This is a genomic window from Marinobacter sp. L-13 (assembly GCF_056857715.1).
Genome location: NZ_JBSXNQ010000049.1, coordinates 12166 through 24080, shown reverse-complemented (window position 1 = coordinate 24080; position 11915 = coordinate 12166). Strand labels below are relative to the sequence as shown.

Here is an 11915-nt window from a genome sequence, read left to right as displayed (position 1 = left end):
GGGCCTGTTTCGGTTTTCCACTGATGCCACGCCTTGTATCCAGGTGTCGATGTCTACAGTGTTAAGTAGAGCCACTTCTCAAAGAAGGAGGGGAGCCAGTATCCATGGAGCCCGTCACCAAGAAACCCTGTATCGACGTCTGCGAGTTCAACAAGAAGGCCATCTGCAAAGCCTGCGGCCGAACCCGTCAGGAGAAGAAAGAGTGGAAACAGCTGTCACCGGAACAGAAGCAGGCGATCTGGACACGTATTTTGGAGTCTCACGGCTCGGGTAAAGGAAAGAATCCCAGGGCATTGCGCGAGTTGTACGAGAAGGCCAAAAAGAAGAAAAAGAAGAGCTGATCGCCGCGGAAATGTTCGGGTTGCGGCGATCAGAGACCTCAGGGTGAAGTGTTAGAAACGATACTTGGCGTTTGCGTTCACAGTGCGCCGCTCGCCGTATCCGCAGTCTGCACCCTCGGAGCGACACCAGGTGATGTATTCTTCATCGGCCAGGTTCTTGGCATCGACGGTGAAGTCCCAGTTTTGCCAGGTGTAGCCAATCATGGCGTCGTACAGGGTAACGGAAGGTACGACGGGCCCGCCGCCTGAACCAACGTTATCGCCCACATATCGAACTCCGGCACCGAACCGCCAGTTGCTGGCGATATAGAGCTGGTTCCACCAGGAAGCCTGACGCTCGGCCACATAGGGAAGACGGTTGCCCGTGCCATCGTCTTTGGCACTGATATCGGTATAGGCAAACTGGGTTTCGAAACGCTGCCAGCGTTTGTTCACCTGCAGCTCCCAGCCGTCGATCACGGCGCCGGTCTGCTCGACACCTCCTGGCGTATTGCCATCACTGACGCGGTTCTCCTGGGTAATATCGAAATACGCGGCGCTGATGCCCAGGGACTGGTCCGGTGAAACATACTTCACGCCAGCTTCCTGCTGGTCGCCGGTTGTCGGTTTCAGGGTATTGGCCTCGGGAGTGCCGTCGGTACCGAGGTTCATGCTGAAGGCTTCAGCGTAGCTGATGTACGGAGAAATCCCGTTTTCGAATCGGTACATCAAGCCCGCCCGACCAGTGGTGGCCTCCTCGTCGCTGACGGTATCTGATCCGGAGACGGCCAGGCGGCGGTTCTCGGCCCAGTCGTGGCGAAGGCCGGCCGACACGACGACGTTGCCGATCTCGATGTGATCGGCAATGTAGAGGCCGATTTGCTCAATCTCGTTGTCCGGCCGGTCGGTCGGATTGATGGCACCGTCGTTCAGGTTGCCGTACTGTGGATCATATACATCGAAGGTGCCACCCAGGCCATAACCGTAAAAGTAATTGTCCTGTTTCCAGAGCGCGTCCTGGCGGTCGGCGCCGATAATCAGACGATGGCGGGTCATGCCCAGCTCAACATCACCCTCAAGGCGAGCGTCCATGTTGAAAATGCGGGTTTCAGCATCTGCCGTGTAAATGGTACGCGGCACTTCGCCATTGGCGTCGGGAACGCTTGGAATGGTTATCCAGTGTTCGCGGTTTTCGGTACTGGAGCGGCTGTAGCGAGCAGTGGCGGAAAGCGCCCAGTTGGTATTCAGTTGATGATCAACAAACAGGGTAGCTTCGGTCTTCTCCCGATCATAACGATCCCATCCTGGCTCCCCAACGAATCGCTCAGAGCCGATAAACCCTTGCGATCCTGGCTCCAGGGTGCCGGCCTGTGGCAGGAACTGAGCGGATACCTGGCCTTTGTTCTCCTGGCGGTTGAGGAGCAGGGTAACGCTTGTGTCATCGGTTGCGCGCCAGGTCAGGGAAGGGGCGAGCACGTAGCCATCGTCTTCCACATAATCCACCTGGGTGTCACTATCGCGTCCCAGTGCGATAAAACGGTACAGCAAATCACCGCTCTCGTTGACGGGGCCGGTTACATCCACGGCCAGCTGCTTACGATTAAACGTGCCGTACTGGGCCCAGATCTCGCCGCCCTGTTCCTCTTCCGGGAGCTTGGATACCCCATTGATGATGCCGCCCAGGTCACTCTGTCCATAAAGCATGGACGAGGGGCCTTTGAGCACTTCGATGCTCTCGAGTGCGTACACATTGGTGCGCACGGTGTTGTAGGAACCGTAGATCTGACGCAGACCATCCAGATAGCGCCCGGCATCAACACCACGAACTTTTGCAGAATCGATTCGGGTGTCAAAACCAAAGTTGCCTGCGTAGACCCCCGGTGTGTAGAGCAGGGCATCCTGTATGTTCTTGGCTCCGAAATCTTCGATGAAGCTGCGATCGACGATTGAGACCGAATAGGGTTGCTCTTCAACCGGAACGTTCAGTTTTCCAACGGCCGGCGTTTTTTCCAGAGGCATATAGTCCGGAGCGGTAATCGCATCAGAAACCACATCGAGAGCTTCGAGTGTGGTCGCGTCGTTGGTTTGCGATTGCGCCATGGCCAGAGAGCTTGCGCCGAGGAGTGAAACCAGTGCTGCAGAGCTGCAGCGTCGGGAGCGAATGACTATCATACAAAAATACGCCTTCGTTGTTAATGCGGAGGCGAACGATAACAATTATCATTAAATAAACAAGAGGTAATGAAATCGCGTGACAAGATCAGTCGATAGTAAACGAGAGGATTCTCGAGAGGTGGCTGTAGGGCAGGCCACTCTCCTCATGCCAGAGATTAAACGCTTCCTGCGCCTGCATCAGCCCTTTCTTGCTGGTGGGTGAGGCATCCAAAACCTCTTCCCTATGCAGCGCGGCAATAACATCCCGTGAAAGGATAAAGCCGTCCCAACCCACTCGCCGCAAAAAGTACTGGGCGCTGTTGCCACCGAGCCTCGCTCCGTTGCGTTTAAGCCACATCAGCAGGCCGGCCTGGTCACTGCTGGGCCAATCGGCGAGGAACTTGCCAAAGCTGCCGTGTTCCCGGGAGGCATCGACAATCATCCGCGCATTTTCGGGAACGGTCTGAATTTTCTGAGCGTTCCTGACGATGCGTTCGTCGCCCGCCAAACGCTCAAGCACTTCGGGAGGAACCTGCTGCCAGTAAAGCGGTACAAAACCTTCGAACGCCTCTTCAAACTTCGGCCATTTGTTTTCGATCACCCGCCAGACGAAACCGGCCTTGAAGATGCACCGGGTGATTTCCGAAAGGTATCGATCATCACCAAGAGCCTCAAGCTCGCCGGGTGCCGCCACTCTCGGCAGCCGTGCGCGAACCTCGCTCTCGCCGCCTTTCTGAAGAACGGCCTGTTCGTAGATGCGGGAAAAGGACATAGCGGTCTCTGAATCAGTCCAGTGTGTTAAGTGATTTTTTCCGGCCAATGTGCGACAGGCCAATAATCAGGGTTCCGAGCAACCCGAGGGCAGGGCGCACAATCAACCGGAATACCCAACTGCCGATGTACAACACCGGCAGTAGTATCAGCATCCACCCGAGAAACTGCACCAGCTTTACCGGGTAGCCCATTACTTCCGCTACCTCTGCCAGGACGTCATTGATGATACCGGGGTGTGTGACCACCAGATACCCCACGCCAATCACAGCGGGCCATTTTGCGTAGCGGGCGGTCGTCATCAGCATGCGCCCGCTAGTCGTGAGACGAGCGGCCAGTGCTGCGGACCGGGTACCCCTGGCAGCGCCTCTGGATGAAACAGCGACAGCCCGTCCTACCCGAAGTACCTTCAACGCGCTGGCAAAAACCAGAACATCCACCGACGCCCAGCCGATATCAGAGGCGGTCACGTCGTCACCGGTGCGGTGCTGAATCTCAAGGTTGCGTATACCACTTGCGAAGAACTGGTTGATGTTCTCCAGCACCCGTTCGGTTCGAACCCAGATGACGTCGCCCTGCTCGTTAAATACGAACTGGCCCAGGAAATCGTGCCCTTCTTCCTGAATAAAGCGCACGGCGTACCACCCGCGCTCTTCCGGAGTCAGCTTTTCCTTTCGGGAGGTATTTTGTTGGCCGCCGGTACTGTTATCGGTTTCTTCGCCTCCGGTAAAGAACTCAAGAGCCGCCTGATATTTGCTCGCCAGATCGTTCATCAGCTCGATAGAGCCAACAGGTTTGCTCAGGAAATAGTGAATCGGCGGAAGAATGTTTTCGCCATAGAGCCGAAGAATTTCCCGGAATTCCGGTTCGGGACCATATAGGGGAAATACTTCGCGTGTCATCGCCGGGTATCGCAAATACGCTGCCCGGGCCTTCAGTAGCAGCAGTTCGTCGTCTGCCATATCCAGCAAGGCTGCCTGAACTTCCAGTGGCTCTTTCTCGATCCGGGGGAATTCCCGGAGAGTATTTTCCGCCTGAATCTGGATCAGCCGCTCTTCAATCAGCATGGGCCGGGATGTGACCGTCGACAACAATGCAACGATCACCGAAATCCCCAGAATCAACAGGAGTTTTCTCATCGAAACTTACCCCGGGCAGGAATGAGTAAAAGAACCGTGTAGGGGTTGCCGCTTTTGTAGCTCGATCAACCAGCGACTACGCTTTGGAGAGTAGCGCAAATGTATACGCCCCGAAAATGCAGATCATTCCGGGATTGGGCTGGCATGCTTTTGGCGAAGGTCGAACGGGAGTTGCAAGTGGCGGTAAATCAAGCGAAGCGTGGATTTGTGATCAGAGAGGCCTGGGAAGAGGATCTGCCCGAGATGGTGGGCTTCCTCGCCAAACTGGCGCTGCATGTTTCGGGTGCGCCTCCCCATGATTTGAAGGAAAGCGAGTACAAACGGCTTCTGCGAACCCTGCACTCCGCCCTGGACGATCCCAACAGACGACTCGTTGTGGCTGAAAGCAAAAGCGCCGGGCTCGTGGGTATGGGTTATGTTTATATCTGGAGAAGCCAGGGCATCTGGGAGCAGTCGGAAGCGGCAGAATTCAAGTCTGGCGTTATTGATGATATCTGGGTAGAGCCGGACTTCCGGGGGCTTGGTATCCTGAAGGCACTGTTGCGGGATCTTGTCAATTTCGCGGAGGAGCATCACGCCTCGGAGCTGATCCTCGAATACTCTGCTTCAAACAAGGAAGCCAAGGCTGCCTGGACCAAGCTGGGTTTCAAACCGACTGGGGTTCGCGCGGCGGCATTCACCTCGGTGGTTAAGCAGGCGCTGGCGGAATCACAAGGATAAGAAAAGGAAACAGGCCATGATCGGCGATCGCAGTGTGAATGTGTTTTACGATGAGATCATGCTCGGGCATAACCCCGAGGTGGATCTTCCGTTCATGCCCAGCCGGGTGGAAAAGCGAGTGCGATCCATTCTTCAGGGCTTGGATTTCAAATGGAGCTATCCGGAGCACCCCGGGCGGATCAGCGCCATCAAGGAGTATCTGGATGAAAACCCGGTGGCAGGTACTCAATTCAAATCGGGTGCGGCTGCCGCAACCTACGATCAGCTGGCACGGGTACACACCACCTCCTACCTTGACCACATCTTCTCACTGGACGGCAAACGGGCGTGGCTTGATAAAGACACGACGGCGGTGTCACCCGACAGCATCAAAGCCGCCACGGCTGCGGCCGGCAACGCCATTGCCGCCGTTGAAAGCGTTGTGAAAGGGGAGTGTGACAGCGCGTTTGCCCTGATCCGCCCGCCCGGCCATCATGCGGAACCGGTTCGGGCACGGGGATTCTGCCTGCTCAATAATGTGGCCATTGCTGCGGCCCATGCCCAGGCCAAACTCGGCTGTGAGAAGATTCTGATCATCGATTGGGATGCCCATCATGGCAACGGTACCCAGGACATTTTCTGGGCAGACCCCGATGTCCTGTTTTTCGATACCCACTGCGCGGCGCCATTCTATCCCGGATCCGGTCACCTGGAAGAGATCGGTGATGGGCTGGGGGAGGGCTACACCATCAACGTGCCACTGCCGGAAACGGCTGGCGACGTTGCCTTTGAGAAAGTGTTCCGGGAGATCCTGATGCCGGCGGCGGATTACTTCCAGCCGGATTTGGTGCTGGTCTCTGCCGGCTTTGATCCGCACAGAAACGACATGGCCCTGAACCTCACCTACGATGGCTTCAAAGTAATCACAGGCATTGTTCAGGCGATTGCCGACAAACACTGTGAGGGACGGTTAGCGCTGGTTCTGGAGGGTGGCTACAGCCTGAGTTCGCTGTCCAAGGGGGTGCACGCCGTGCTCGAAGTGCTGGCCGGAGGAGAGGTGCCGGAAGTTCATGAGATCGGCGTGCCGGAGGCCGAAGAGGCAGCTGAGTTCCATCGGTCTGCCTTCAGTGATGAGGACTAATTCTGCTTTGAGCAATAAAAACTAGGTCAGTCGGCTGAAAACACCCGGCTGGCGGCTTCTACAACAATCCCGTGCCGCTTGGCCAGTTTCACCCGGTCATCATCGTAGCCGCCGCCAATCACCGTCGCTACTGGAATGTCCCGACGTTTCAATTCACTGAGCACCTGAAAGTCCCGCTCAAAAATTCCCTGCTCGGAAATGTTCAGCCGGCCGAGGGGATCATTCCTGAATACGTCCACGCCTGCGTCATAGAGCACGATATCCGGCCGGGATAACGCCAGTGATTTGTGCAGCGTTTCGCTGACAACCTCAAGATAGGCCCCGTCTTCGAGGCCATCCGGTAAGGCGACATCGAGATCGCCAATCTTTTTCTCGAACGGGTAGTTGCGCTCACAGTGAATCGAGCAGGTAAAGGCATTCGGCTCGTTCGCCAACAATGCAGCGGTACCGTCACCCTGATGCACATCCACATCGAAGATAAGCACACGTTCAATGCCCTCCTGTTGCAACAGCACATTGGCGGCGATCGCCAGATCGTTGAGGATGCAGAAGCCGGCAGCGTAATCGTAATGGGCGTGATGGGTGCCACCGGCCAGGTGACAGGCAATGCCATGCTGGAGGGCCAACTGCGCCGTCAGAACCGTGCCTGAAGGAGCCAGGAAAGTGCGTCGGACGAGGCCCTTGCTCCAGGGCAGATTCATCTGCCGTTTCTCCCGCGCCGAGAGTTGATCGCCGGCGAAACGGGCGAGGTAATCCGGGCAGTGGGTACGGGTCAGCCACGCCTGCCGGCATGGGGCAGGGCGAAAGCTATTGGCTTGAGTGAGAAGCCCTCTCGAGCGGGCGTAATCGGCAAGGAGCCCGAATTTTTCCATGGGAAATCGGTGCTTTGCCGGGAATGGGAAGCTGTAGTCTGGATGGTGAACTACGGGTACGGGCATTTGATCGTCCGGCTGCAGTGGATTTGCGACGTCAGAATGTTATTTGGCAGGCACGGCTGCGATGCCAGAATCACACATCGCCTGGATTTCTTCGGCGGAATACCCGCACTCTGCCAGCAGTTCGCCGGTTTGCTCGCCAAGGCGCGGAGCTCCCTGCCAGTGCTGCTCTGGTGCGGCCGAGAATCGCGACGGCGCCCTGGCCTGGCGGAGTCGGCCGGCCTGGGGGTGGTCGTAGTGGGAGAGCAAATCGTTGGCCAGTACCTGGGCATGGTCGAGTACCTGAGTGCGGGTCAACACCGGGGCGCAGGGCACTTGCTCGGCCTCAAGCCTTGCCAGCCAGTGTTCGGCCGTATCGGTTTTGATGACCGACTGGATCAGCTCCAGCCTCGCATCAATATTCTCCTGGCGCAGCCGGGCAGTCAGGAACCTTGGATCCTCCGCCCACTCCGGGCGGTCCACAGCACGAATAAGGGCTTGCCACTCTCGATCGCTCTGAACCGCAATGGTGATGTAGCCGGTTGTGGTCTCATAGATGAGATCCTGAAGGCTCGCAGCCTCCTGCTGTGGCACCTCACTGTGAACAAAGGTCTGGCTGCCCATGTCGGAGCTCCAGAGAAACGCGATGATCGCGTCCAGCATGGACAGCCGGACATGCTGGCTTTCCCCGGTGCGTTCCCGGGCGAACAGAGCCGCGGTAATCGCCTGGGCTGCGGTTACACCGGTGAGCTTGTCGGGCAGGATGGTCCTAACCAGTTGCGGACGCAATTCATCGGCGCCGGCCTGCACGGTGGCTAATCCGGAGAGGCCCTGGATCAGCGGATCGTAAACCGGTCGCTGGGAATACGGTCCGGTATCACCGAAGCCACTGATTGATACCATCACGAGATTCGGGGCCACCTTGCGCAGCTTCTCCTCGCCAAGTCCCATCCGCTCAATGACGCCCGGCCGGAAGTTCTGCACAAAGACATCGGCCGACGCCACCAGTCGAAGCAGCGCGTCGCGTCCTGCCTTTTCTTTCAGGTTCAGTGCCACTGATTTCTTGTTGCGGTTGTTGTTGAGGTACAGCGCCGACATATCGCCCTGCCGATTGGCCGCGGAGCGAGTAAAGTCTCCACCCGCCGGATTCTCGATCTTGATAACCTCGGCACCCTGATCCGCCAGTATCATGGTCGCGAGAGGCCCGGAAATCATGGCTGTCAGATCGATAATGCGGATGCCATCGAGCGGTCCGGTCATGGTCAGGACTCCTGTTTTTCCTTGGAGGCGCCAAAAAACGTGAGTGCGCCACTCTTAAAAACGGTTCGTACTCTAAACTTTATGCGGATGCCGATCATTTACTAGTACGCAATAGAGCAGGAAATTCATCAAACCAGAGGAGCGCCAGTGTCCACCAGTGTTGAAATGACCGACATTTTTCTCGAGTACCCCACAGAGTCCGGCAAGGTTGCTGTACTCAAAAATGCCTCCCTCATGGTGCCCCCGGGAGAAACACTGGCAATCACAGGCCCCTCTGGTAGCGGGAAAACGTCCCTGCTTTTGTTGCTCTCCGGCCTGCAGCGACCGACCAGTGGTGAAATTCTGGTCGGCGATCAACGCCTGGGCGACATGGACGCCAATGCTCTGGCCGACTGGCGAAGTGAGCACCTTGGCATTATTTTCCAGTCCTTTCACCTGCTGCCTGGCCTCACGGCCCTGGGAAACGTGAGTCTGCCGCTTGAGATTGCCGGCGAGGCCAGGCCGCGGGAACGAGCTCTCGCCATGTTGGAGGCAGTTGGTCTCAGCCATCGGCTGCAGCACTACCCGGGGCAGCTCTCTGGCGGCGAGCAGCAACGGGTAGCGATCGCGCGGGCTCTGGTTCATCAGCCAAGCCTGTTGTTGGGGGATGAGCCCACAGGCAATCTGGACCACGAAACCGGTGAGAAAGTGCTCTCTCTGCTGTTCGACTTGCACAAGGACAGCAAATCCACGCTGGTACTGGTGACTCACGACGAGCGCGTTGCCGAGCGTTGTCAGCACAGGGTCCGGATGGACGGTGGGCGTCTTTATGCCTCCTGAACGCTCCGCAAACCCGCTCTGGATGCTCCGATTCGCGATCACCGATCTGCGGTCACGTATCTCTGCACTGAAGATTTTCCTGGCCTGCCTGATTCTTGGCGTCACGCTTGTCGCGGCCACAGCCAGCCTGTACCGGGTGATTGAGCAAAGTTTGCTGGCAGATACCCGGGCGCTGCTCGGTGGCGATGTGGAGCTGGATACCAGCGAGCCTCTGCCCGATGAGGCGCTCGAATGGATTCGCGCTACCGGCAACATTTCGCTGGTGCGGGAATTCGATACCATCGTAAGCGGAAGCGGCGGTGACGGCTTCTTCCGGGCCGAGATACTGGTTCTGGATGCCCTCTATCCCCTTTACGGCGAGTTGGAGCTGACACCGGATGAACCCCTGGGTGTTCTTACAGCCCAGAAAGAAGGGCAGTGGGGCGCCATTATTGATCCATTGCTGGCAGAACGCCTGGGCCAGTCGGTTGGCGACCAGATTGAGATTGGCGCCGCCACCTTTCGAATCAGCGGTCTTATCCAGAAGCAGCCGGATCGGAGCCTGAACGCCAATTGGCGCGGCCTGCCGATCATGATATCTGAGCAGGCCGTGGAGGCAACCGGGTTGATTCGCCCGGGTAGCCGCGTGGATTACGAATACCGGGTACAAACAGAGCAGAATCTCGATACCTGGCTTGAGGAATTCGAGCAGGCATTCCCGGATGCGCGATGGGAAATCACTACGTTTGCCGAGCGCAGCGAACGGATTTCCGAGCGGCTGGACCAGATTGCCACAGCACTCATCCTTATCGCTTTCACGACATTGTTCATCGGTGGCCTCGGCGTTGCCAACAGCATCCACGCCTACCTCGATGAAAAGCTGGGCACAATTGCCACCCTGCAAACACTTGGCCTGCGTCGCAAACCGCTTGTCGGCATATACCTCCTGCAGATTGGTGTATTGGGCAGCCTTGCGGGGCTAGTTGGCGGTGGTATCGGGCTGGGGCTTTCCGCCCTGGCGATCAGCCTGGCGGGCGATGCCTTTGCTTTGGCGGGGCCCGATGGGGCCGGCGGCTGGTTCTCCTTGTGGTTGGTTCCCTTGCTTCTGAGCTGGCTGTTCGGTGTTCTGACTGCTTACGTGTTTGCACTGCCGGCACTCGCTCGAGCCCTCGCTGCTGCGCCGGCCGGGCTTTTCCGGGGGCAGGTCGAGGCGGCTCCCAACGAGCCTCGCAGCTGGCGGATTGCCAGCTATCTACTGCTGGCTGTCTACATCGGCGCTACCCTGTTCTGGCTCCCATCGCCTCATCTGGGCTTTCTTTTCCTGCTGGCGGTTACGCTGCTCTGGGGCCTCCTGGAAGGTTTGATCAAGGGGTTACGCCGCGGTGCCAAGGCTCTGGAAAACGGCGGTTTTGCCGACCGCAGGTTTGCCCGGCGGTTGGCCCTGGCCAATCTGCACCGGCCGGATTCGCCGCTCCGGGCAACCCTGCTGTCACTGGGCACCGCACTGACGCTTGTGGTGGCCTGCACGTTGATGGTTACCACGCTCCTGAGGGCGCTTGAAACCACCATACCGGAACAGTCGCCGGCGCTAATCCTCTATGAAGTGTTCCCGGACCAGATGGAACCGCTGCAAAACGGCCTGGAAGCGTTGGATGCTTCTAGCCGCGTCGAGTTGCTCCCGATGGTCCGGTCCCGCCTGGACACTATTAACCAGAAGCCGATTGCGGAGGTTCTCGCCGATAACGCCGAAGCCCGGCGAGAAGCCATGGGAGATGAATACAAACTGAGTTATCTCTCGGGAAACCCCGAAGCACTGGAACTGGTGGAGGGCAACTGGTGGGAATCGCCGGCCCCCGAGGGGGAGCCCGCTTACATGGCCATGGAGGATCGGGAGGCTTACCAGCTTGGACTGGGGGTGGGCGACCAGCTCACCTTTACTGCACAGGATAAGAGCATCGACGTCGAAATCCGTGCAATTTACCGGCAAAAAGGGCTGCAGACCCGATTCTGGTTCGAGGGCATATTGCAGCAAGGCGCACTGGACGACTTGATCAGCCTTTACGTTGGTGCGGTCTACCAAAGCGATGAGGCGGCCAGGGAATCCCAGCAATGGCTGGCACAGAACATCCCCAATGTAATCACGCTGCGCACCGCTGACTGGCTGGAAACCGCAGGCGATCTGCTGAACAAGGCAGCCGCGGGCCTGGCGGCTGTGGCATCGGTCAGTCTTCTCGCCAGCCTGCTTGTGCTTTCCAGCGTAGTCAGTGTCAGCCGCAGGCGGCAGCTTTACGAGGCCAACCTGTTGCACTGCCTTGGCGCCCGTCACGGAGCGATCCGCCAATCCATGCTGCTGGAAACCGGTTTGCTGACCTTTCTGGCAACGGTTTTCGCGACGGCGCTTGGTGCGCTAATTGCTTTACCTGTAGCTGACCTGGCCTTGAAGCTGCCGGCCGGCGATTTATGGTGGATTGGGGCGCTGGTTGCCGGAGGTGTCAGTTCGCTGGCGCTGCTGGGTGGATTACTGCCCACGCTCAGGGCAATGCGGTTAAACCCCGCTGTGTTGCTCAGAGACCGTTAAAATGGCCTGCTATAGTAATAAATTCGTCTTTTTGATTAAGGAGGTGTAAACATCAGTTAAATCATAGACCTAAGAACATGAAAAATGACTGTTTGTTCGTTTTTTGGCCGCTATCACGAGCTGCAGGCTCAAAAAATCCGG

Annotated in this window: 10 protein-coding genes; 5 read left to right on the top strand and 5 right to left on the bottom strand. The window is 57.7% G+C overall.

All coding sequences use genetic code 11. From position 1 onward, the window contains the following. The first annotated feature begins 104 nt into the window (after positions 1-104). Entirely contained in the window at positions 105-341 is a 237-nt protein-coding gene (locus AC13DD_RS07585) for a DUF1289 domain-containing protein (protein ID WP_482931037.1), read from the top strand. A gap of 51 nt (positions 342-392) precedes the next feature. On the opposite strand, the gene AC13DD_RS07580 is transcribed toward AC13DD_RS07585, so the two are convergent. From AC13DD_RS07580 to AC13DD_RS07570, 3 genes are all read right to left on the bottom strand, one after another. Further along, positions 393-2492: a TonB-dependent siderophore receptor gene (locus AC13DD_RS07580; protein ID WP_482931036.1), complete on the bottom strand. Its 2100-nt coding sequence runs from the start codon at positions 2490-2492 to the stop codon at positions 393-395. A gap of 88 nt (positions 2493-2580) precedes the next feature. Further along, positions 2581-3246, bottom strand: coding sequence for a DNA-3-methyladenine glycosylase I (locus AC13DD_RS07575; RefSeq protein WP_273044883.1), 666 nt, complete (start codon positions 3244-3246; stop codon positions 2581-2583). A gap of 13 nt (positions 3247-3259) precedes the next feature. Further along, on the bottom strand, positions 3260-4384 hold the full coding sequence (locus AC13DD_RS07570; protein WP_273083687.1) for a hypothetical protein: 1125 nt from the start codon (positions 4382-4384) through the stop codon (positions 3260-3262). Positions 4385-4561: 177 nt separating this feature from the next. Here AC13DD_RS07570 and AC13DD_RS07565 point away from each other — a divergent pair, with 177 nt between their 5' ends. Next, the gene (locus AC13DD_RS07565; RefSeq protein ID WP_482931035.1) at positions 4562-5104 is read left to right on the top strand and encodes a GNAT family N-acetyltransferase; all 543 of its coding nucleotides are present in this window, start codon (positions 4562-4564) and stop codon (positions 5102-5104) included. A gap of 16 nt (positions 5105-5120) precedes the next feature. Then, positions 5121-6224 (top strand): histone deacetylase family protein, encoded by a 1104-nt coding sequence (locus tag AC13DD_RS07560; protein ID WP_008169546.1) that lies wholly within the window; start codon positions 5121-5123, stop codon positions 6222-6224. 26 nt (positions 6225-6250) lie between these two features. Here AC13DD_RS07560 and AC13DD_RS07555 read toward each other — a convergent pair whose 3' ends face one another. Then, a complete protein-coding gene (locus AC13DD_RS07555) occupies positions 6251-7162 on the bottom strand; it encodes a histone deacetylase family protein (RefSeq protein WP_039881763.1) in 912 nt (303 codons plus the stop codon). Between the two features lie 39 nt (positions 7163-7201). Then, positions 7202-8398 carry a CaiB/BaiF CoA transferase family protein gene (locus AC13DD_RS07550; protein WP_273017885.1) on the bottom strand — a complete coding sequence of 399 codons (1197 nt, stop codon included), beginning with the start codon at positions 8396-8398 and terminating at the stop codon, positions 7202-7204. A 165-nt stretch (positions 8399-8563) separates the two neighbouring features. On the opposite strand from AC13DD_RS07550, the gene AC13DD_RS07545 reads away from it, so the two are divergent. Together AC13DD_RS07545 and AC13DD_RS07540 are read left to right on the top strand one after the other, a co-directional pair. After that, on the top strand, positions 8564-9217 hold the full coding sequence (locus tag AC13DD_RS07545; protein WP_206076561.1) for an ABC transporter ATP-binding protein: 654 nt from the start codon (positions 8564-8566) through the stop codon (positions 9215-9217). After that, on the top strand, positions 9207-11774 hold the full coding sequence (locus AC13DD_RS07540; RefSeq protein WP_273017884.1) for an FtsX-like permease family protein: 2568 nt from the start codon (positions 9207-9209) through the stop codon (positions 11772-11774). Before AC13DD_RS07545 ends, AC13DD_RS07540 begins: the two co-directional genes overlap by 11 nt. The last annotated feature ends 141 nt before the right edge of the window (positions 11775-11915 follow it).

Coding starts and splice junctions, on each gene's coding strand:
- AC13DD_RS07560 (WP_008169546.1), top strand. CDS start 5,121: ATGATCGGCGATCGCAGTGTGAATGTGTTTTACGATGAGATCATGCTC.
- AC13DD_RS07575 (WP_273044883.1), bottom strand. CDS start 3,246: ATGTCCTTTTCCCGCATCTACGAACAGGCCGTTCTTCAGAAAGGCGGC.
- AC13DD_RS07550 (WP_273017885.1), bottom strand. CDS start 8,398: ATGACCGGACCGCTCGATGGCATCCGCATTATCGATCTGACAGCCATG.
- AC13DD_RS07545 (WP_206076561.1), top strand. CDS start 8,564: ATGACCGACATTTTTCTCGAGTACCCCACAGAGTCCGGCAAGGTTGCT.
- AC13DD_RS07585 (WP_482931037.1), top strand. CDS start 105: ATGGAGCCCGTCACCAAGAAACCCTGTATCGACGTCTGCGAGTTCAAC.
- AC13DD_RS07555 (WP_039881763.1), bottom strand. CDS start 7,162: ATGCCCGTACCCGTAGTTCACCATCCAGACTACAGCTTCCCATTCCCG.
- AC13DD_RS07580 (WP_482931036.1), bottom strand. CDS start 2,492: ATGATAGTCATTCGCTCCCGACGCTGCAGCTCTGCAGCACTGGTTTCA.
- AC13DD_RS07540 (WP_273017884.1), top strand. CDS start 9,207: ATGCCTCCTGAACGCTCCGCAAACCCGCTCTGGATGCTCCGATTCGCG.
- AC13DD_RS07570 (WP_273083687.1), bottom strand. CDS start 4,384: ATGAGAAAACTCCTGTTGATTCTGGGGATTTCGGTGATCGTTGCATTG.